General features: G+C 65.6%; 21 protein-coding genes. 12 read left to right on the top strand and 9 right to left on the bottom strand.

Features of this window, described 5'->3' with window-relative positions:
• The first annotated feature begins 198 nt into the window (after positions 1 to 198).
• Positions 199 to 1,128, top strand: a complete 930-nt coding sequence (locus NGM29_RS01320; protein WP_254158468.1) for a hypothetical protein — start codon at positions 199 to 201, stop codon at positions 1,126 to 1,128.
• Positions 1,129 to 1,282: 154 nt separating this feature from the next.
• Positions 1,283 to 2,599 carry a phosphoglucosamine mutase gene (gene glmM, locus NGM29_RS01315; protein WP_254158467.1) on the top strand — a complete coding sequence of 439 codons (1,317 nt, stop codon included), beginning with the start codon at positions 1,283 to 1,285 and terminating at the stop codon, positions 2,597 to 2,599.
• Positions 2,600 to 2,656: 57 nt separating this feature from the next.
• On the opposite strand, the gene NGM29_RS01310 is transcribed toward glmM, so the two are convergent.
• The gene (locus tag NGM29_RS01310; protein WP_254158466.1) at positions 2,657 to 2,818 is read right to left on the bottom strand and encodes a hypothetical protein; all 162 of its coding nucleotides are present in this window, start codon (positions 2,816 to 2,818) and stop codon (positions 2,657 to 2,659) included.
• Positions 2,819 to 3,052: 234 nt separating this feature from the next.
• Between NGM29_RS01310 and ddfA the strand changes: the two genes are divergently transcribed.
• Positions 3,053 to 3,394 carry a DdfA family disk-determining factor gene (gene ddfA / locus NGM29_RS01305; protein ID WP_254158465.1) on the top strand — a complete coding sequence of 114 codons (342 nt, stop codon included), beginning with the start codon at positions 3,053 to 3,055 and terminating at the stop codon, positions 3,392 to 3,394.
• A 56-nt stretch (positions 3,395 to 3,450) separates the two neighbouring features.
• On the opposite strand, the gene NGM29_RS01300 is transcribed toward ddfA, so the two are convergent.
• Complete coding sequence (locus NGM29_RS01300; protein WP_254158464.1) at positions 3,451 to 4,386, bottom strand: class I SAM-dependent methyltransferase; 936 nt, start codon at positions 4,384 to 4,386, stop codon at positions 3,451 to 3,453.
• 204 nt (positions 4,387 to 4,590) lie between these two features.
• On the opposite strand from NGM29_RS01300, the gene dnaG reads away from it, so the two are divergent.
• Positions 4,591 to 5,934 (top strand): DNA primase DnaG, encoded by a 1,344-nt coding sequence (dnaG, locus tag NGM29_RS01295; RefSeq protein ID WP_254158463.1) that lies wholly within the window; start codon positions 4,591 to 4,593, stop codon positions 5,932 to 5,934.
• A 141-nt stretch (positions 5,935 to 6,075) separates the two neighbouring features.
• On the opposite strand, the gene NGM29_RS01290 is transcribed toward dnaG, so the two are convergent.
• Positions 6,076 to 7,722: a long-chain fatty acid--CoA ligase gene (locus tag NGM29_RS01290; RefSeq protein ID WP_254158462.1), complete on the bottom strand. Its 1,647-nt coding sequence runs from the start codon at positions 7,720 to 7,722 to the stop codon at positions 6,076 to 6,078.
• A gap of 109 nt (positions 7,723 to 7,831) precedes the next feature.
• Complete coding sequence (locus NGM29_RS01285; RefSeq protein ID WP_254158461.1) at positions 7,832 to 8,074, bottom strand: DUF7533 family protein; 243 nt, start codon at positions 8,072 to 8,074, stop codon at positions 7,832 to 7,834.
• Between the two features lie 119 nt (positions 8,075 to 8,193).
• Here NGM29_RS01285 and NGM29_RS01280 point away from each other — a divergent pair, with 119 nt between their 5' ends.
• Positions 8,194 to 8,820 carry a riboflavin synthase gene (locus NGM29_RS01280; protein ID WP_254158460.1) on the top strand — a complete coding sequence of 209 codons (627 nt, stop codon included), beginning with the start codon at positions 8,194 to 8,196 and terminating at the stop codon, positions 8,818 to 8,820.
• A gap of 24 nt (positions 8,821 to 8,844) precedes the next feature.
• On the opposite strand, the gene NGM29_RS01275 is transcribed toward NGM29_RS01280, so the two are convergent.
• A complete protein-coding gene (locus NGM29_RS01275; protein WP_254158459.1) occupies positions 8,845 to 9,855 on the bottom strand; it encodes a PrsW family intramembrane metalloprotease in 1,011 nt (336 codons plus the stop codon).
• 120 nt (positions 9,856 to 9,975) lie between these two features.
• Between NGM29_RS01275 and NGM29_RS01270 the strand changes: the two genes are divergently transcribed.
• From NGM29_RS01270 to NGM29_RS01250, 5 genes are all read left to right on the top strand, one after another.
• Positions 9,976 to 10,224 (top strand): hypothetical protein, encoded by a 249-nt coding sequence (locus NGM29_RS01270; protein WP_254158458.1) that lies wholly within the window; start codon positions 9,976 to 9,978, stop codon positions 10,222 to 10,224.
• 154 nt (positions 10,225 to 10,378) lie between these two features.
• Complete coding sequence (locus NGM29_RS01265) at positions 10,379 to 10,756, top strand: DUF7532 family protein (protein ID WP_254158457.1); 378 nt, start codon at positions 10,379 to 10,381, stop codon at positions 10,754 to 10,756.
• Entirely contained in the window at positions 10,753 to 12,225 is a 1,473-nt protein-coding gene (locus NGM29_RS01260) for a ribonuclease FAU-1 family protein (protein ID WP_254158456.1), read from the top strand. The genes NGM29_RS01265 and NGM29_RS01260 overlap by 4 nt, the downstream gene beginning before the upstream one ends.
• Before the next feature lie 254 nt (positions 12,226 to 12,479).
• Positions 12,480 to 14,021, top strand: a complete 1,542-nt coding sequence (pheS, locus tag NGM29_RS01255; protein ID WP_254158455.1) for a phenylalanine--tRNA ligase subunit alpha — start codon at positions 12,480 to 12,482, stop codon at positions 14,019 to 14,021.
• Positions 14,021 to 15,814 (top strand): tRNA ligase subunit PheS family protein, encoded by a 1,794-nt coding sequence (locus NGM29_RS01250; RefSeq protein ID WP_254158454.1) that lies wholly within the window; start codon positions 14,021 to 14,023, stop codon positions 15,812 to 15,814. Before pheS ends, NGM29_RS01250 begins: the two co-directional genes overlap by 1 nt.
• A 34-nt stretch (positions 15,815 to 15,848) precedes the next feature.
• On the opposite strand, the gene NGM29_RS01245 is transcribed toward NGM29_RS01250, so the two are convergent.
• Together NGM29_RS01245 and NGM29_RS01240 are read right to left on the bottom strand one after the other, a co-directional pair.
• Positions 15,849 to 17,102: a GNAT family N-acetyltransferase gene (locus tag NGM29_RS01245; protein ID WP_254158453.1), complete on the bottom strand. Its 1,254-nt coding sequence runs from the start codon at positions 17,100 to 17,102 to the stop codon at positions 15,849 to 15,851.
• Between the two features lie 331 nt (positions 17,103 to 17,433).
• The gene (locus tag NGM29_RS01240; protein WP_008013187.1) at positions 17,434 to 17,631 is read right to left on the bottom strand and encodes a hypothetical protein; all 198 of its coding nucleotides are present in this window, start codon (positions 17,629 to 17,631) and stop codon (positions 17,434 to 17,436) included.
• Positions 17,632 to 17,870: 239 nt separating this feature from the next.
• Between NGM29_RS01240 and NGM29_RS01235 the strand changes: the two genes are divergently transcribed.
• The gene (locus NGM29_RS01235; RefSeq protein WP_253430680.1) at positions 17,871 to 18,179 is read left to right on the top strand and encodes a non-histone chromosomal MC1 family protein; all 309 of its coding nucleotides are present in this window, start codon (positions 17,871 to 17,873) and stop codon (positions 18,177 to 18,179) included.
• Between the two features lie 55 nt (positions 18,180 to 18,234).
• Here NGM29_RS01235 and NGM29_RS01230 read toward each other — a convergent pair whose 3' ends face one another.
• Positions 18,235 to 18,480 (bottom strand): ferredoxin, encoded by a 246-nt coding sequence (locus NGM29_RS01230; protein ID WP_254158452.1) that lies wholly within the window; start codon positions 18,478 to 18,480, stop codon positions 18,235 to 18,237.
• Positions 18,481 to 18,710: 230 nt separating this feature from the next.
• Here NGM29_RS01230 and NGM29_RS01225 point away from each other — a divergent pair, with 230 nt between their 5' ends.
• Positions 18,711 to 19,460 carry a class I SAM-dependent methyltransferase gene (locus NGM29_RS01225; protein WP_254158451.1) on the top strand — a complete coding sequence of 250 codons (750 nt, stop codon included), beginning with the start codon at positions 18,711 to 18,713 and terminating at the stop codon, positions 19,458 to 19,460.
• A 14-nt stretch (positions 19,461 to 19,474) separates the two neighbouring features.
• Here the strand turns inward: NGM29_RS01225 and NGM29_RS01220 are convergent, their stop codons facing one another.
• Positions 19,475 to 20,644 carry a CBS domain-containing protein gene (locus NGM29_RS01220; RefSeq protein WP_254158450.1) on the bottom strand — a complete coding sequence of 390 codons (1,170 nt, stop codon included), beginning with the start codon at positions 20,642 to 20,644 and terminating at the stop codon, positions 19,475 to 19,477.
• Between the last annotated feature and the right edge of the window lie 23 nt (positions 20,645 to 20,667).

Genomic DNA, 20,667 nt, shown 5'->3' with positions numbered 1-20,667 from the left:
CGACTGCCGACTCGAGCGACGCGCTACTCGATTCGACCTTGTTCGCACGTCGTCGCTCGAGCCTCGACAAACACCCGAAACCGGGCCCTCGAACACGGTTTTCCCGTCGATGAACTCGACTATGGAGTTGTTATACGGCGACCAAGGTGACTTATCAGGGCTATAATGATGTGACGGAAGCCGATACAGACGTCCACGATGCAGTTCAGAAAACTCGCTGTGATCGGCGTCGTCTTGCTCGTCGGCTTCTCGGGGTGTACGTCCCTCGGGGGGTTCGGCGCGGGCGACTCGCCGAACGAGACACAGCCCGACGGGGAGGATCCGTCGGAGAACACGTCAGAGAACGATACCGACGAAAACGATTCGCCGAACGAGAGCCAGGATGCCGAAGACGACTCGGACGGGGATGATTCCACCGACGACGCAAACGGTGACGGTTCCACCGACGACGGGGAAGGCGACGAATCGACCCAGTCCAGCTGGTCACCGCCACAGCAGCCGAACATGCCGCTCGAATGGAAAGACGAGAGTTCGACCCGGATCAAGAGCGTCGAGTTCGTCGACAAAGTAGAGGCGGAAAACGGCGAGGGCTACTCGGACTTCAACATCGAAATCGTCGCCAACACGAGCATGGAGGACGTCGACCCGCCGGAGTACGGTAACGTCATCGGTGAGCCGTACTTCTTCGTCAAGATCAACGAAGGAGAAGGCAACCGGAAGATCGTCGAGCGCACCGGTCAGGTCAAGATGACCGAAAACGGGACGTTCCACATCGAGGTCCGGCCAGGCGGTCTCGAGGAGTTCGGCGAAAACGAGCGCCTCACCGTCGAGGTCTTCCTGATGGACGAAGACAAACAGTACGACGACATCTACGGTGCGGTCTCCAAAACCATCCACTTTAATCCGGACGTGGAGTCCGACTCGAGTGAAGAGACGGACGAGACCGAGTCTGACGAGGCCGACGATTCCAACGAGAGTGACGAGACAGACGAATCGAACGATACCTCTGAGTCTGACGGCACCGACGACACTAACGAGACAGACGACACTAACGAGACAGACGACACTAACGAAACAGACGACACTAACGAAACAGACGAGGCCACAGAAAACGAAACCAGCGACTGACGACCGCTTCGCTCGAAACCCTATCGTCTCTTCGACTTTCTTCGATCGTAGCGACGAATGCCTCTCGAGATATACCCTCGAGCGCCGGCAGTCGCCGGCGCTCTCGACTGGTCCAATCGACAGTATAACGTAACCGTACGTCACACTCCTCGCTATGTTCGGAACGAGCGGTATTCGCGGTGCCGTGGGTGAGGAAGTCACGGCCGAACTCGCGCTCTCGGTCGGCCGAGCGGTCGCCTCCGAGGGCTACGACCGGGTCGTCCTCGGCCGCGACGCCAGGGAGAGCGGCAGGGTCCTCGGCCGGGCGCTCGAGGCCGGCCTCCGCGAGTGCGGCGCGGACGTCGTCGACCTCGGACTCGCAGCCACGCCCACCGTCGCCCGCGCAGTCGGCACGCTCGAGGCCGACGCAGGCGTCGTCATTACGGCCTCGCACAACCCGGCGACCGACAACGGAATCAAACTCTGGACGCCCTCCGGGAAGGCGTTCGGTCCCGACCAGCGAGACGCGATTTCGTCCCGCATCGAGCGGGGCGACTACGACCTCACGGACTGGGACGGCCACGGCACCGTTCGCGCGTACCAGGACGCCGCCGTGGATCACGGCGACGCCATCCGGGACGCCGTTTCGCTCGAGACGCCGCTCTCGATCGTGCTCGACCTCGGGAACGGCGCGGGGCGGGTCACTGCGGACGTGCTCGCCGACCTCGGCTGTACGGTCACGACGCTCAACGGCCAGCCAGACGGCTCGTTTCCCGGTCGGCCGAGCGAACCAAACGAGGAGACCCTCGAGACGCTGCTCGAGACGGTCGCGGCCACGGACGCCGACCTGGGCATCGCCCACGACGGGGACGCCGACCGGATGGTCGCGGTCGACGAGACGGGGCGGTTCGTCCCGAAGGACGTCCTGCTAGCGCTGTTCGCCCGGGAGGCTGCGAGCGAGGGAGACCGGGTGGCTGCACCGGTGGACACCAGCCTGACCGTCGACGACGCGCTGGCCGCCGTCGGCGCGTCGCTCACGAAGACGCCGGTCGGCGACGTCTACGTGGCCGAACGGGCGACCGACGCGGACGTCGTCTTCGGCGGCGAACCCAGCGGCGCCTGGATCTGGCCCGCGGAAACGCTCTGTCCGGACGGGCCGCTCGCGGCCGCGGAACTCGTCGAACTGGTCGCCGAATCCGGTCCGCTCTCGGCGCTCGTCGACAGCGTCGACACCTACCCCATCCGGCGCGATTCCCTCGAGGTTGACCAGAAGGGCGCCGTGATGGACGCAGTTGCGGAGTCGGTCCTCGAGCGATACGACGACGTCGACACCCTCGACGGTGTGCGCGTCGACCGCGGCGACGGCTGGTTCCTGCTCCGGGCGAGTGGCACACAGCCGCTGATCCGGGTCACCGCCGAGGCGCGGTCTGCCGACCGGGCGGACGAACTCCGGGCCGAGGCGATCGAGTTGCTCGAGTCGGCGAAAAACTGAGATTGGGGCTGAGACTGAAACTGAGATTGGTACTGGTACTGATTTCTGCCCCGACGCCTACGCGAGTACGGAGTACGCCAGGTACGCGAGTGCGACCACCACGGCGAGGACCACGAGGCTGATGACCGCCGAGACGATGCCGACGACGACCTCGAGTACGACCCAGAGGACCACGAGCGCGAGCAGGCCGAGTCCGGCGAGGCGAAGGAGCGAATCCATACGGTAGTCTTTCCAGTCGGCAACTATGAACGTTGCGTCCGTCCTCGTTGTGCTATTGACCCTCTGTCTCCCGGAATGCTGCGTGTTCCTCCCCATCACACGAGCGTCGACTCGTCGTGCCCTCACGCGCTCTCCTCGAGAAGGCGGTATCGTGACGCTGTCTCGAAAGGTCGTACTTAAAGGATCAATATAATCAGCACCAGAGACATGGGGGCGACTCGAGTGGATGCGTGTATGGATTCCGCTGACGATTCGCTCCCTCCCTCCGCGACCGTCGACCGAACGAAGCGCACGCACACCGAGTCGTTCGATCCGACGGAGGGGCCGGTCGAGACGATCGTCGACCTGGTCGCTGCGGCCTCCGGGCGGTCGCTGGTCGAGATGCCGCCGATCTACGAGGTCATTGATCCGGACGCGCTCAACGCGCTGTTTCGTCCGCGAAACAGTGGCGCCGACCTCGAGGACAGGGTCTTCGAGTTTACCTACGAAGGGTACCACGTCAGCGTCCACGGGGACGGCCGCGTCCGCCTCACCGAGCCCACCAATCCCACGAAGGTAACCGAGCCGCTCGAGTAGGCGGCACCAATACTATTGATCCTATAGTAAAATAGTTCAACAACAATAGTGGGCGCTCAGGCTCGAGCGACCACGAGGATGTGGTTCGACCAGTCGACGACGGCGGGGTCCGTCCGCAGGCCGCGAACGGCCTCGGTGACAGCCTCGACCACGTCCGGCTCGAGGTCCTCTAGATCCTGTCGCTCACCGACGTTCGCCGCAATTCCCTCGAGTCCCACCAGCGCTTCGATCTCGAACCCGGCCGACTCCAGGACGGCCTCGAGTTCCGCGGCCCGAAAGAAGTGACACGCGGTGAAGCCGGGTTCCTCGAGGTGGGTGAGGTGCTCGCGGGCGAAGTCGGCGTCGTAGGTGCCGCTCTCGACCATCGCCAGGATGCCGGGGGCGTACTCGACGGAGCGAACGAGGTTCTGGAGGAGCGCGAGTCGGCCCATAACGGAGACGAAGACGGGGCTCTCGGACCGGGCGACGCGGCGGAGTTCCGCGAGCGCCTGCTCTCGGCTGGATTCGTCGGTGAGGTGGGAGAGCGGCCCGCCGGTACAGCAGACGGCGTCGAACCGGTCGCCGGCGAACGGCAGCGCGCGCAGGTCGGCGCGCTCGACCGTCACGCGGTCGGCGACGCCGTGTTCGCGGACTTTCGCTCGAGCGATTTCACACTGGCGACGGCTCTGATCGGCGAGCGTCACCGAGTACCCGCGCTCGGCGAGCCAGACGGCGTACCGCCCCGCACCGCCGCCCGCGTCCAGGACGTGACCCGAGTTCGGCAGGTAGCGCTCGAGGTAGGTCGTCGTCCCCTCGAATTCGAGGTGACCGCCTAGCGTGGCCTCGAGACGGTTCCACTCCTCGTGGCCGTACTCGTCGTAGTAGCGTTCGGGATCGAGCGACGACAGGTCCTGCGCTCGAGTGCGGTCGTCTTCGTCGTCGTCGCGGTCCGAACGCCCGCCGTGCTCGCGCCGTTCGGTGCCCGAACCGGTGTCCTGCGTCTCCTCGCTCATACGCTCTCTCGAGTCGACGGGCCTATCAAGGCACTGGGGGTGTGTCACTACGTGTCATCTGTCCGACGACGTTTCGGCTGGACCGACTGCCCTTCGAGGTGAACCTGCCGGTCAACAGGTATTTGCCGTCGAGCACCTATATACGAGTAAACGGTCTACGGGCGCGATGTTCGCGCCGCAGGTCCGACACGGACCGGATCTCCCATGGAAGACACGTCAAAATATCTCATTCGGGCGAACGTCATGGCCGACGGGGTGGTCGAGCGCAGTGACGTCGTCGGCGCCATCTTCGGCCAGACCGAGGGCCTCCTCGGCGACGAACTCGACCTCCGCGAACTCCGTCAGTCGGGCAAGGTCGGTCACATCGACGTCGAAATCACCAGCACTCACGGAACGTCGCAGGGTCACCTGACCATTGCGACCAGCCTCGACAAGGTTGAAACTGCCACGCTCGCAGCCTCTCTCGAGACCATCACCCGGGTCGGTCCCTGTCGAGCGAACCTCGAGGTCGGCGACATCGAGGACGTTCGCGCGGCAAAGCGCAAGGACGTCGTCGAGCGGGCGAAGGAACTCCTCCGGACGGGGTTCGACGACTCCGTCATGTCCTCGGACGAGATCCTCGAGGAGGTTCGCGAGTACGTCCGCGTCGCGGACATCACCGAGTTCGAGGGCCTGCCGGCCGGGCCGCGGGTCGCCGACAGCGACGCCATCATCGTCGTCGAGGGGCGATCGGACGTCCTCACCATGCTCAAGTATGGCGTCAAGAACGCCATCGCCGTCGAGGGGACGAACGTCCCCGACGCGGTCGCCGAACTCACCCATCACCGGACGGTCACGGTGTTCCTCGACGGCGACCGCGGCGGCGACCTGATCTTCGAGGAACTCTCCCAGGTCGGCGACATCGACTACGTCACGTTCGCCCCGGCGGGGACGTCGGTCGAGGACCTCGATCACACCCAGCTGTTCACGGCCCTGCGAAACAAGGTCCCCTTCGAATCCGTCTCCGGGGCGAACGAGCCGCGGGACGCCATCGCCGCGACCGACGGCAGCCAGACGCCTGCGCCGCCAGCGAGTACCAAGTCACCAGCCGATGACTCGGTTCAGCCCGACTCGAGTCCAGGACCCGAGGCCGATTCACCGTCGCTCGAGGGAGACGTCGACGACGGTTCGACGTCAGACCCAGGTACCGAATCCGCTCCAGAACCCGAAGCGGCGCCCACCGATTCCGCGGAACCAGTACCGCGAACCGTCTACGACCACGCCACCGAGGTGATCCGAAACGAGACCGGGCGCGTTCGGTTCCTCGACGCCGACGGCGAGATCCTCGAGGAGGGCGAGGCGAGCGACGCCCAGGCGTTGCTCGAGGCGGCAGAGCCCGATTCGGTCTCGACGATGCTCTTCGACGGGATCGTGAGCCAGCAACTGCTCGACGTCGGCGCGGACGCGGGGGTCGACCGCCTCGTCGGGCGATTGCTCGGGCAGTTCACGAAGCGACCGACGGGCGTTCGCGTGTACGCGATCGACGACATCGCGGAATCGGCCCCGTGATCAGTGCCGTAGCGAATGTGGGTCCGTAATCGGGGGATCGATGATCGGTGATCGGCACTCAGGGCCCGCGTGTCGGGTGCCCAGAACGTATACGTCCTCGAGAGAGCGGCCCTGGTCACGGACGGCGACCCTGTCTGCTCTCTACTCCGGCGCGGCGTCCTCGGGTACTTTCCCGTCGACGAGCGACTGGTCGGCGTAGCGCTCGCGGATGTCCTTCTTCGAGAACTTGCCCGTCGCGGTCTTCGGTACCTCCTCGATGAACTCGACGTCGTCCGGGAGCCACCACTTCGGGTAGTCCGCGGCGAGGTCGTCGGTAACTTCTTTGATTAGCCGGTCGCGATCGGCGCCTTCAGACGGAACGACGAACGCCACAGGTCGTTCCTGCCAGCGCTCGTGAGGGACGCCGACCACGGCTGCCTCCGCGACGTCGTCGTGGGCCATGATCGCGTTCTCGAGTTCGACTGAGGAGATCCACTCGCCGCCGGACTTGATCACGTCCTTGGCCCGATCGACGATCTGCAGGTATCCGTCCGGGTCGACGGTGACCACGTCGCCCGTTTTGAGCCAGCCGTCCTCGAAGTCGGCCTCGTTGGCCTCCGGGCGCTCGAAGTATTCGGTGGTGACCCAGGGTCCACGAACCCACAATTCGCCGAAGGCTTCGCCGTCGTGGGGTATCTCCTCGCCGGATTCGTCGATCACCCGGAACTCGAGGCCGGGGACGATCAGGCCCTGTTTGCTCCGCTTGTCGAGTTGCGTCTCGTAATCCGCGCCGCGCAGGTCGGCCTTGAGGTGGGCGACCGTCCCGATGGGCGCCATCTCGGTCATCCCCCAGGCGTGGAGCACCTCGACGTCGCGGTCGTCGAACCACTCGATCATCGACTTCGGGGCCGCGGCTCCGCCGACGACCACCGTCTCGAGGCTCGAGAGGTCCACGTCGTTCTCCTGGCAGTACTCCATCAGCCCCAGCCAGACGGTCGGGACGCCGGCGGTGATGGTGACGCCTTCCTCCTCGATGAGCGTCGCGAGGTCGCCCGGCTCGGGCGAGGGGCCGGGGTAGACGTGCTTGGAACCGCCCGCCGTCGCGCTGAAGGGCATGCCCCAGGCGTTGACGTGGAACATCGGCACGACGGGCATGACCACGTCGTCGTCGGCCATCGGAATCCCCTGCGGGGTCAGCGTCGCCATCGTGTGACTCCAGAGCATCCCCTGGGTGTACTCGACACCCTTCGGCTTCCCGGTCGTCCCCGAGGTGTAACACATCCCGGCCCGCTGGTCCTCGTCGACGTCGGGCCAGTCGTAGTCGGTCCCGTAGCCGTCGATGAACGACTCGTAGGGCGTCGCCTCGAGGTGGTCCGTCGGCTCGCTTCCCACGACGACGAAGTCGACGTCGTCGAACTCGCCGTCCGCGCCGCTCGCGGCGCTCGCGAGTTTTCCCGCTAGTGAGGGATCGACGAAGATGATCTCGTCGTCGGCGTTGTCGACGATGTATCGAATGTGCTCGTCGGGGAGCAACGGGTTGATCGTGTGCAGTTGTGCCCCCATCGACGGGACGGCGAAGTAGGTCTCGAAGTGCCGGGCGTGGTTCCAGCAGAACGTGCCCACTCGATCGCCCGGTTCGATGCCGGCGCCCTCGAGGGCGTACGCGAGTTGGCTCACGCGGTCAGCGTACTCACTGTAGGTGTATCGCTGGAGCCCGTCGTGATTACGAGAGACGATTTCCGTGTCGCCGTAGAGGGTTTCCGCGCGCCACAAAAACGGTCGAAGTGTCTGGTCCGTCGTGCCTGGCATATCCACTCGAGACGACGAGAAACGCAGGTATTACCTTTTTTATCGTTAGGGTTAGGTATACTCGCACTCGACGGTGGCGAATTACTCGTCTACAACGAAGCGGCGAGATTCACTCCTCTGACTCTTCGGGGTCCCGAACCGCTTTTCCGACCACTCGACTCACGACCATCCCCGGAAGATCACCGGGCGTCGTCAGATAGTGGTCGATGACGACCAGCATGATCGCCAGGCCGACGAGTGCGCCGCCGACGAGCGTGTTCCCCCGCAACGCCAGCTCGAGTCCGGCGAGGCCCGCCGGAATGGCGAATACGAGGATACCGGCGAGTTTGATCGTGTCGATGAGGCCACCCATTGAGGACCAATTCGTCGGGAAGCGGGAAAAACACGACGACTACGCTCGAGCACCGTAACGAATGTGGGATGCATTACAGATCCGGAACGTATTTGGTCACGAGCGCGCGAGTCTCGAGCATGTTCACCGGCATCGTCGAGGAGACGGGCGAAATCGTCGACCGAACCGAGACGGACGAGGGCCTCAGACTCCGGATCGGTGCGGACGAGGTCGCCAGGAACCCGGCACACGGCCAGTCGATCAGCGTCAGCGGCGCCTGCCTGACCGTCGAGGCGTTCGAACCCGGTACCTGGTTCGAGGTCTTCCTCGCCAGCGAGACCGTCGAGCGGACCTACCTGGGCTCACTCGCGGTCGGCGACGCCGTCAACCTCGAGCGAGCGATGCCCGCCGACGGCCGCTTCGACGGCCACGTCGTCCAGGGGCACGTCGACAGCGTCGCGACCGTTCGCGACGTGGAGTCCGTCGGCGACGACTGGTTCTTCGAGTTCGACCTTCCCGAGGGCTACGGCCGCTACGTCGTCGAGAAGGGGTCGATCACGCTCGACGGGATCAGCCTCACCGTGGCCGACCTGACCGACGACGGCCGGGTGACGGTGGCGATCATCCCGACGACCTACGACCTGACGACCCTCTCGGAAAAATCGCCCGGCGATCCCGTCCACCTCGAGGTCGACGTCCTCGCGAAGTACGTCGAACGGTTGCTCGAGGGACACCTCGAGCGCGACCGCCTCGCGGCTACGCAGTAACGGAACGAAGTCAATTTCGCATGTTCAGCGCTGACCTGGTTCGAACTCCGTCATCTCGGCGCCGTGGTCGCCGCCGTCGTTGCGGACGGCGCGGTAGGTTCGCCGGTAGCGGCTGAGTTTTCGGTAGAGGTAGAAGGCGGCTAGTCCGTCGTAGACGACGACGTAGATGATAACCGCGAGCGCGGGGCCGATCCCCCAGAGTGCGGCGATCACCGGCGGCACGACCTGGACGGTGACGTTGTACGTCGCGTGGATGAACGAGGCGACGAGCAGGCCCTTGACGACGATTGGCCCGGCGTTTGCCGGGTTGAACTTCGCGAGGCCAAGGTAGTAGCCGGCGACGGCGGAGTAGATGACGTGACCGGGGCCGGCGAGCGCGCGGGTCGTCGTGATCCCGCCCGCGGCAGCGAACAGGCTGGTCTCGGCGCCGACGGTGCCGACGGACTGGGTGATGTAGAGAGCGTTCTCGATGGCGGCGAAACCCAGGCCCGCGACGGCCCCGTAGACGGCGCCGTCGATCACGGCGTCGAAGGAGTCGTTCCGGAAGGCGAAGACGCGCACAGCGAGGAGTTTGACCGCCTCCTCGACGGGCCCGACGATCAGGTAGAAAAAGAGGATCGTCCCGACGATGGGAATCGGTTGCAGGAAGGAGCCAGCGAACGTATTCGTGACGGCGGCGAACGTAGCGAAGAGGACGGCCAGGACGAACGTGCTGACGAGGAGCGAGAGCGGTTCGCTCGTGGTGATGTCCGCGTACCAGATATACGCGGCGAGGAGCGCGGCGGGGACGACCGAGAGTGCGAAGAACGCGCCGATGAGTGGCTCGTCGAGCACGAGAAACGTGGGCGAAGCCAGGAGTGAAATCGTGATCAACAGGGCGACGGCGAGCACGATGGCGTGGAGCCCGTAACTGATCGCGGCGTACAGCCAGGCGGCGAATCGGTCGAGTCGCGAGCGAGGTTCCCAGGTCGAGACGTCGTAGAGGTCGGCCGAGGAGCCGGCCGCTCGTTCGATCGGGTCGCGCTTGCTGGCCATATCCACCATACATTGGCCAGCGATCAAATACGTTCGTGGGTACCCACTCCTTATATGTGATTATATGACAATAGGTGTTTAAGGATCGGCTTTATGCGGAATGAATGCCCACCCTCCACCATGACTCGACCCACCCGTGGGGTCCTCCTCACGTCGCCGCCCTCCCCGGAGGACACAACACACGTACGAGACCTTCCGCCGGCGATCGCCGGTACACTCGAGAAAGAGGCCAAACGACTCGAGGACGAACCTGAACCGGAAACCGAACGCATCGAACCCGACCAACCCGACGCCGACCCGACGCCGACGACGTCCCTGTCGTCCGGACCCACCTATTCTTCGCTGACTGGCGCTCACGCCGACGACTGATTCCGACGACGAGCCGTCGCTGCCAACACCACCGTCTCGAGCCGCCGCCGTGTCCGCTGTTGCTGTTGGGTCCGTACCACTGAATTCACAAACTCGAGTCGCCGTTCGCCGCGAACCCACAATCCACAAACGCTCCCGGTGCTAACCGTCGTCCATGCACTTCGATCAGCGAACCCAGCGGGCTCTCCGGGAGGTCGGCCTCGAGACCGACGACCTCGGGCGAGCCTCGGAACTCGTCGTCGAGGCCGTCGCCGCAGACGCTGCGGCCCTCGAGTCGTTCTTCGAGCGTCACGACACCGTCTACTCGGATCTCGACATGGCCCACTCGAGCGCCGAGTATCCCGAACACGCCGTGGAGGGCCTCGACCTGACCACCCACGCCGCCGAGATGCGCGGCTGGCTCCGGTTCGACACCTGGGGCGTCTACGTCGAAGACGGTCGGGTGCTCGACGAGGAGTTCGTCGAACTGACGCTCGGCCCCTCGGTCAACGACCGGGTCCGGTTCGCCGCCGACCGGGAGACGCTCCGATGAGCGAGGGGGGTACCGGTACCGACGGGTCGGCCGATCCAGGTACCGCCGTCGACGTTCGCATTCGCGTCCGCGGCATCTACACCACCGCCGTGACCCAGCGGCTACTCGAGGCCGGCCACACGGTCGTCCAGGCCTCGGAACCCATCCGAGCGCGGTTTGAGACCGACTTCCCGACGGCACCCGCTGACGTCCGGATCGAGACGACTCGCGACCGTCAGGGTCTCGAGGTGTCGGGCGACCCCGAGTGCGTCGATCGCGTGCTCGCACACCTCGAGTCGCTGGCGCTCGACACGTTCCGCTGGGCGGATCCCGTCCCTCGGGGAGCGGTGTTCGACGGCGCGGTCCGCGAGGCCGACGGCGGCCGCGGCGCTCCCGTCTCCCTCGGCGACGGACGACGAGGGTACCTCAAGTACGACGACGCCGACGGTTACGTCGACGCTGACGACCGCTACCGTCTGCAGGTCCGCGAGCCGACGTCCCCGTGGGCCGACGACGCTCCTCGCCTGTCACCCGGACTCGCCGTCGAGGGCGGCTTCTGTACCCTCTCCCGGGACCGAAGCGGCATCGGTGCCGATTTCGACGGAGCGCGAGCCGAGGAACTCGTCGGGATGACGGACCTGCTCTCGACCTCGATTCCGGATGGCTGGGGCCTCCGGTGGCACCGCAGCGCCGTGGACGCCGACCTCGAGGCGATGACCGCGGCTCTCGAGGACGCCGTCGATCGCGTGCGAACGCTCGAGGCCCATCTCGAGGACGCGCCCGAGGAACCCGGCGACCCCGCGCGACTCGCCGACCCGCAGGCGACCGCCTGGCTCTGGTTCGGCCGCGAGTCGCGACTCGCCCTAGACGAGGTGCGACGAACCGTCGAGACCACGATGGTCGGCCACCACCGGATCAAGGCCGGCGACCGGTCGGCAAGCGTGGCCGTCGACTTCGCCGAGGCCGTCGCCGATCCGACAGGCGAGGAAGAGTTCCCCTTTGCCGCCGTCTCTCGCCAGTTCGGCCCGACGGCGGGCGACCGCCTCGCGCTCGGCCACGGCAAGCCCGACGGCCGCCTCATCACCCTCGGGACCGGCGAGGTGACCGACTGGAGCGAGGACGGTAGCCTGACCCTCGAGCGAAGCATGCGCGGGGGCGGGACCTACGACGCCCTCGAGGTTCCCATTGAAGACGGCGACGTGGCGATTACCAAACTCAAGGAGGGGCGTTGGTGGTACCCGACGACCTACAAAGCCGCCGATGGGAGGACGAAGGGCACCTACGTGAACGTCTGTACGCCCGTGGAACTGTTTCCCGACAGCGCTCGGTACGTCGACCTCCACGTCGACGTGATCCGCCGAACGGACGGCTCGGTTGCGGTCGTCGACGAGGACGAACTCGAGGCGGCCGTCGACGCCGGCCAGATTTCGCCGGAACTCGCCGAGAAGGCCCGCAGCGTCGCCGCCGCGGTCGAGCGGGCGCTCTCCTGACCACAACGCTTTTGATGCAACTCGCCGCAGTAGCGGGTATGGCACCCGAATCCCGACCGCGTGCCCGCACCGCCGCCCAGCCGACCAGCCGCCGCGCGGGATTCGGCTTTTTTACCCGGTGACCGGCCGGTGGACCTCGAGGGGGAGCGATCACCCTCGAGTCGAAACCGACCGGACGACGCCTCGACTCGCGTAGCCGGGGCCGAGACTTCGGAACCGCTAACTGACCGACACCCAGTCATACGAGCAAGCGAATGCAGCTACCCACACCACAGGCCGCGGTCGTCCAGGCCGCGAGCGCAGACGAGGCACGGAGCGTCGACGCCCTCGCCGACGCGACCGACGTGCCCCCCGAGACCGTCACCGGCGCGGTTTTCGAACTCGAGGAGGCAGGTCTGGTCGACGTCACCGAGCGAATCGACGAAACGATCACTCTCACCGACGAGGGTCGCGAGTACGCCGCCGACGGCCTCCCCGAGATGCGCCTCTACGAGGCTGCCCTCGCGGCCGGAGCCGACGACGAGGCCGTCGAGATGGGCCGCGTCATCGGCCAGTCCGGACTCGAGGGGCCGCAGGTCAACATCGCGCTGTCGAACTACGCGCGCAAGGGCTACGGCGCGATCGACGGCGGCGAGATCACGGCCGACCCCGACGCCGACCCAGAATCGGACGCCGAGGCGAGCGCGCTCGAGGAGCTGGTCGACGGCGAAAGCGACGGCGACGCCGAAACCGCGACCGACGCCCTCGAGCTCGACGACGACACCCTTGAGCACCTCGAGCGGCGGGGCCTGCTCGAGCGAAGCGAGTCGACCGTCCGCGAGGCGACGCTCACCGAAACGGGTGTCACGGAATTGATGGCGGGCATCGAGACGGCCGAAACGGTCGGCCAGGTCACCCCCGACCTCCTGACTAGCGGCGACTGGCGTGACGCCGAGTTCACCGAGTACAATGTCGAGGCCGACGCGGCACCCGTCGACGGCGGCAGCGTCCACATCCTGCGCCAGACCGCCGAGCGGGTCAAGGACACCCTCGTCGGCATGGGCTTCCAGGAGATGGACGGCCCCCACGCGGACGCTGACTTCTGGATCAACGACTGCCTGTTCATGCCCCAGGACCACCCGGCTAGAACGCACTGGGACCGGTTCGCCCTCGAGCACCCGACTCACATCGACCACCTTCCCGAGGATCTCGTCGAGCGCGTCGAGCGCGCCCACCGCGAGGGCGTCGGCGAGGACGGCGAGGGCTACAACTCGCCGTGGGACGAGGACTTCGCGCGCGCCATCGCGCTTCGCGGGCACACGACGTCGCTCTCGGCGCGATACCTGTCGGGTCACCAGATCGGTGACCTCGAGCCGCCACAGCGGTACTTCAGCGTGGAGAAGGTGTACCGGAACGACACGCTGGACCCGACTCACTTACTGGAGTTCTTCCAGATCGAGGGTTGGGTGATGGCCGAGAACCTGTCCGTGCGGGACCTGATGGGCACCTTCGAGGAGTTCTACGCCCAGTTCGGGATCACGGACATCGAGTTCAAACCCCACTACAACCCCTACACGGAGCCGAGCTTCGAGCTGTTCGGCACCCACCCGACGACGGGCGAGATGGTGGAAATCGGCAACTCGGGCATCTTCCGCGAGGAGATGCTGGAACCGCTGGGCGTCGACTGTGACGTGATGGCCTGGGGGCTCGCCCTCGAGCGCCTGCTCATGCTGATGTACGGCTTCGAGGACATCCGGGACATCCACGGGACGCTGTGTGATCTGGAACTGCTGCGCGAGACGGAGGTGACCTACTGATGCCAACGGTCGAAATTGACCCCGACGAACTGCGCGAACTGACCGGCCACGAGGAGAAAGGCGACGAGGAACTCAAGTCGGACCTGTTCGGCCTCGGCCTCGAGTACGAGGGCCGTACGGACGAGGGGGAGTTCGAACTCGAGTTCGCCCCGGACCGCCTCGACCGACTGTCGGTCGAGGGCGTCGCCCGCTCGCTTCGCTACCAGTACGGCGACGCCCGCGGCGTATACGTCCCGACGACGAACGCCCACGACTGGACCATCGTCGTCGACGACTCCGTGCCCGACGAGCGCCCGTACGTCACGGGTGCCGTGATCCGGGACGTGGACCTGGACGAAGCGGCCCTCGAGTCGCTGATCCAGCTCCAGGAGAAGTTGCACGCGACGATGGGGCGCAAGCGAGCGAAGGGGGCCATCGGGATTCACGACCTCACCATGCTGAAGGGGAGCGCTGCGACCGAGGGGAACCCCACCATCGAGTACGTCGGCGTCGAACCCGACGAGGACCGGTTCGTGCCCCTCGATTCGGATCGGGAACTGACACCTGCCGAGGTGCTCGAGGAACACCAGACGGGCAAGACGTACGCCGACCTCGTGAGCGGCTACGAGCGCTACCCGGCGATCTACGACGACCTGGGCCTGTTCTCGTTCCCGCCCGTGATCAACGGGCGCCGGACGGAGGTCTCGACTGACTCCCGCGACCTCTTCGTCGAGATGACGGGGACCGACCAGTGGACGATCGACCGGATGCTCAATATCGTCTGCTACGCCCTGTCGGCCCGCGGGGCGACGGTGGAGGAGGTGGCTGTCGAGTATCCAGACCAGCGAGTCGTCCGGCCCGACTTCTCGACGAAGACCAAGACCGTCCCTCACGCCCGCATCAAGTCCATCCTCGGGATCGACCTCGAGCCCGAGCAGGTGGTCGACCTGGCCGAGCGTTCGGGTCTCGAGGCTGAGCGCTCCGACCGGTCGGAACCCGCGGGAACCGCGGGAACCGTGGGAGCCGAAGAGGGCGAGGGCGAGGATGAAGAAGGAGACGAGAGCGACGAACACGATGCCCTCACCTACGAGGTCACCATCCCGCCCTACCGCGTCGACGTCCTCCACCCCCTCGACGTCATCGACGACCTCGGGCGCGCTTACGGCTTCAACGACCTCGAGCCCCGCTACCCTGACGTGGGGACCATCGGCGGCCGCCACGAGCGCTCCCGCCTCGAGAACGCCGCTCGGACCCGACTGGTCGGCCTCGGCTTCCAGGACCTGCTGAACTTCCACATGATCAGCGAAGCCGAGAACTTCGATCGGATGGATCTCGGACCAGACGACGATGCCTACGGCGCGGGCGAGCCCGCGACGATCAAGGGGCCCTACAGCGAGGACTACACGATGCTCCGCACCTGGATCACGCCCTCGCTACTGATGGTCCTCGAGAACAACACCCACCGCCGGTACCCGCAGGACCTGGCCGAGATCGGCTTCGCCGCGCGGGTTGACGACGCCGAGAACACGGGCGTCTGCGAAGGACGGTACGTCGGCGCCGTCCTTACCCGCCACGACGCCGCCTACGAGGACGCAAAGTCCCGCCTGCAGGCGCTCGTCCGGAGCTTCGACGGCGACCTCGAGACGCCCCCGACGAAGCATCCGTCGTACATCCCCGGTCGGACCGCGGCCGTCGTGATCGACGGCGAGAAGGTCGGCGTGATCGGCGAAGTCCACCCGACGGTCCTCGTCGAGCACGATCTGGAGGTCCCCGTCGCTGGCTTCGAGTTCGACCTCGAGGCGCTGGCGGAGTGAATCGCCTCGACCTGCTCCGCCTGTAGAACCCGGCTCAGGTCGTATCCAGGTCCAGCCGCGACAGGTGCCAGTCATCGACCGTGCTCGAGGCGAGTCGCCGACTCACTTCGTCGTCGAGTCCACGGGCGTACAGCGTTCGCGTGGTCGGCCGGAGGATCGGCTCGAGGGGCGCCCGGGTATCGGGAAGGAACCGGTAGCGGAGCGGATCGGGAAGGACGTCGCCGAACGCCGTTAGAAACGGTTTCTCCTGGTACGCCTCGAGCACCGCGAGGAGCAGGTACTCAAGCGCCGAAGCGGCGGGGTCGTTCGCGTCGACGCCGCGCGGGAGGGCGTCGACCAGTCGGACGTGGTCGTCCTGTGGCGAGACGATCATCGCGGCGATCGGGAGTCCGGTGTCCGCTCGCCTCGCGAGAACGGTCACGTACTCGTGGAGAGGATTGTCCAGTCGCCACCGGTAGAACGTCGACGACCGGCGGACGCGGATGCCGTCCAGTCGTGACCGGCGCGCGAGCGTCTCGAGCGTTCCAACTGGTGCCAGATCGTACCGTTCGACGTTCACGTCGACGTCCGCGTCGCGCAGTGACCGCCGTGCGAGCAGTCGATCACCCAGCCGGTGGCCCGTCGTCACGGCGCTGGTGAGGCCGCGGGCGAACGCGTCTGTCGGCCCCGTTGTTTCTCCAGTAGCCGACTGATCGGTCGAGTCGGAGTCGGCGTTCGTGTCGGCTGAACCGGCTGAACCGGTTGAATCGGCGGTAATTGGCACGCGGGAGTCGACAGTCGAATCGACCGCCCGGAGCCATCGAGCGAGGACTGCCACGGGATTCTGGACCCGGTAGTACATCGGCACGGGTCCGAGCGGGCGCCAGCCGAGTCGTTCGTTACCCGGTTTCGCCTGCGCATTCGGGAAGTTGAAGAAGAAGGCCGGGCCGTCGTCGTCGTATCGTTCGAGGCCCCAGCGGTTCATCGCCGTGAACAGCCCGCGGCGTCGGTGATCCGGGTGGACCATCGTATCGCAGGGCTGGAACGCGAGGTGGGCCTCGTCGTCGACGCTGACCTCGAGCGGAAAGTGGGCGCGACAGCCGACGACGGTCCCCGAAGGCTGTCGTCTCGCGACGGCGATGGGAACGTGATCGACGTATGGGTTGGCCTCGTACTTCCACCGAAACCATTCGGCGGTTCGCTGGCGGTCGAAGACGGTCGCGTAGAGGTCCAGAAACGACTCCCGGTCGTGTTCGCGAAACCAGTCGATTGCGTACCCGGAGAGGGTCGACGAACGTGTGTGTGTCACGATGTGATTGGTGGGGAGTCGCGTGGTACCCTGTGGGATCTGGCACCAGGTGCCTGATACCTGGCACCGCCGTCGGTCACAGCCGGGTTCGGTCGATTCGATTCAGACGATGTGGGCGGGGAACGGGGCCGTAATCGCGGTCGATCCCCCGGCGCCGAGGAGCTGACGCAGCGTTGGCGTACCCGTTCGATAGCCCACTCTCTCCGGGAGTACACCAACAAGTAGAATATAACCACCACCCTGCGATGACAACCGCCGGGATGTTATCGACCGCATACTCACCGGCGAGCGGCGCGCTCGAGAGCGAGTCGATCCGGGCCGGCAGAGTGCGTTAGAATTCGTGTTCGACGTCGTCCTCGTCGGCTTTCTGGATGATGATCTTGCCGTCCCTGACACGGACGAAAACCTCGTCGCCGATATCCATGCCCGCGACTGCGAGTTCGTCCTCGTGGAGGTTCAGGTGAACGTTGTGATAGTTGCCGTCGTCGTCTTTCGCACCGCTTGGACTCAGCTTCTTTTTCCGTACCATCGCGGGTTTCTAGCACGAACTTCGCCGTAGGATATACTTAAGTGTTTTCTACGCCACAACCAGTGTCTCGCGTTCCCACGGGAGACAGAATCAGTCAATTCGCTTACCACGGCGTCGTCTACGAGTCTTGCCGAGAGGTGGTGTTCGCTACCTACTTAAAGATACCGGCGCCGTCGGCCGGTTTTCGGGGATATCTTTATAGTAAACCGTGTGCTGGGTTGACACGGAGGTCGAAAACCATGGTACGTGAAGACGGTAAGCGAAACTTTGCACTGCGCGAAAACGGCGGCGACGAATCGAGCGTCTTCTCGGGCAACACGCCCCGACAGGCCGCGTTGAAGGCCGCTCGACGACTCGATCCCGGAAGCAGCGAGGACAGCGCCGACCGCGTCGAACTCCGACTCCGCGAGAAAGGGACGGAGAAGGTCCACATCTACGACGGCTGGGCCTGGGAGGAAGAGGCGCCGGACGACAAACCGGACTGGATGCCGAGCGATATCACCGAGGCGAACGTCTCGAAGAAGGGCATCGAGCACCTCGACGAGTAAGTCGCACACCACGACGATTTCTTGGCCAACGACCAGTGCTCGAGCGACGGCGTCGTCAGGGAATCAGTTGCTCGCCATCATCGTCGTAGATCGTGATCGCGTCGACGGGGCAGGTCCGGGCAGCGAACTTCGCGTCGAGTTCGGCGTCCTCTGGCACGTCGCGGGCGAAGATGCCGTCTTCGACCTCCTCGGACTCCAGCAGGACGGCTTTTCCCGCCGACTTGTCCTTCTCGAAGGCGCTCCACTCGGCGACGCACTGGTACATCCCGATGCACGTCTCTTCGTCGAACTCGACTCGCATGCTCGCTGGTTCGAGCGGCGAACCTAAATCGATGACGGACGGAGGACGAGAGCGGATTCACGAACGACGAGCCGACCGGGCGACCTCGAGGCGACGGTGAGCAGTTCGGCAGATGGCGGTGAGCGGTTCGGTCGGTGGCGGCAGATGTCTGGTGACAAGTGACGTGGTGCACGTTACTCGGAACCACATGTCATCGTGATTTTATCACCATCCGACTCGTCGCCTCGAGCATGGGGATCGACCCACAGCGAGCGAGCGATCCGCTCGGTCAGGCGATGTACGATTACCATCGCGGGGTCTACGGAACCCTTCGCTATCGCGATGGGACCCGTACTCGGGACGGCAACGTCGAGGGATTCTACTTCCAGCCGCGATCTGCATGGGCCGATCAGACGGTCGAACGCCTCGAGCGACTCGCTGCCCGGGGCGACCCGATGCTCGACGTGGGGTGCGGGTCGGGCCAGCACGTCCGCTGGTTTCAGGATCGGGGGTGCGTGACGACGGGAATCGACGTCGACCGATGGGCCGTCGCGACCGCTCGAGCGCGTGGTGCTGACGACGTGCTGGTCGGGGACATGTTCGACCTCCCGTTCGAAAACGGACAATTTCGCTCGCTTCAGTGCGTGGGGACCCAGCTCGGGCTGGGCGGTTCGATCGAGGGGATTTCGGCGCTTCTCGAGGAATTCGCGCGGGTGACCGACGACCGCGCGCTCGCGGTGGTCGACAACTACGATCCGCGAGGGCTCGACGAGTCGTTCCTGGGATACCGGTCTGACCCCCGTGACGGGGTCGCCCACCGGTGTTTTCACTTCGAGTACCATCCGGTGGGCGACGACTCGCAACTGGTCGGCCCGACGCTGCACTTCCTGCTGTGTTCACCCGACCGGTTACGGGAGGCCACGATCGGGACGCCCTGGACGCTCGTGGAGACGCTCGAGCGCGAGGCACACTACGTGGCGTGTCTCGAGAAGGGAGCCTGACACCGCTCGAGCCGTCAGTCGGCCGTACTGACCTCGGCTGCTGGGTTCAACGCCCCGCTCTCGCGGATGATGTTCAGCGCGGTCATCAGGTCTGTTCGCGTAATCAGGCCGACGAGGTCACCCTCGCCCGCACTGTCGACGACCAGGAGTCGACCGATGTCGTCCTGTTGCATCCGCTCGAGGGCCGTCATCGCGTCGGCGTTCGGCTCGATGGTCTTCAACTCGGTGCTCATCACGTCCGAGACGGTGAACGCGTCGCGCTCGACGGGCTTGACGTCCCGGGCGTCTGAGAGAGTGACCAGGCCGACCAGGTAGCCGTCCTCGAGGACGGGGTAGCCGGTGTGGCGTTCGCTGAACATGCGGCGGATGAGGTCGGCGACGCTCGTCTCGGGAGCCACGGTGTGGAGGTCCGTCGCTGGCGTCATGATGTCCGAGACGGTGACGCCCTCGAAAGCGGCCTTCATCGTCACCTGGCGGGACTCGCCAGAGGCGGCGATGTAGACGAAGAAGGCCACGGCGATGAGCAGGACCCGAAAGGTCAGCACGCCGAAGAGCGCCATGAGTACGGCGAACAGTTTGCCGACGCTCGCGGCCTGCTGGGTCGCCCTGGCGTAGGGCTGGTTGCGCGCCAGCAGCGCCCGGAGCACCCGTCCCCCGTCCATCGGGAACGCGGGGACCATGTTGAAGATCGCCAGGCCGACGTTCAAGACGGCCAGATAGCCGAGCACGAAGCGTACGCCGTCGAGCGACGCCGGCGTCACGGTAAAGAGGCCGTAGGAGGCGAATCCGACGAGGACGGAGACGATGGGGCCGGCGATCGCGATCGCGAGTTCCTGGCGCCAGTCCTCGGGCATCTCCGAGAGCGCCGCGAGGCCGCCGAGCAGCCAGAGGGTGATCGACTCGATCGGAAAGCCAAAGCGCTGGGCCGTCAGCGAGTGGCCGAGTTCGTGGAGCACGACGCCGACGAAGAGCCCAATCGCGGCCACGAGGCCGAGTATCCACGGCGTCGTACCGGTGGTGATTGCCTCGCTCGAGATGCCCGCGCCCATCACCTCGTTCAGGAGGTCGGCGACTGGCTCGATCTGGACCCCGATCAGGTACGCGAAGAAGGGGAGCACCAGGAGAAAGGTCACGTCGAGTTTGATGGGAATGCCGAACAGCGACCCGATCCGGAAACTCGTCATGATAGTGACTAACGGGGCAGTCC

The sequence above is a fragment of the Natronosalvus rutilus genome, from assembly GCF_024204665.1.
In the GTDB taxonomy this organism is placed as follows: domain Archaea; phylum Halobacteriota; class Halobacteria; order Halobacteriales; family Natrialbaceae; genus Natronosalvus; species Natronosalvus rutilus.
This window is presented reverse-complemented; position numbering and strand designations above follow the sequence as displayed.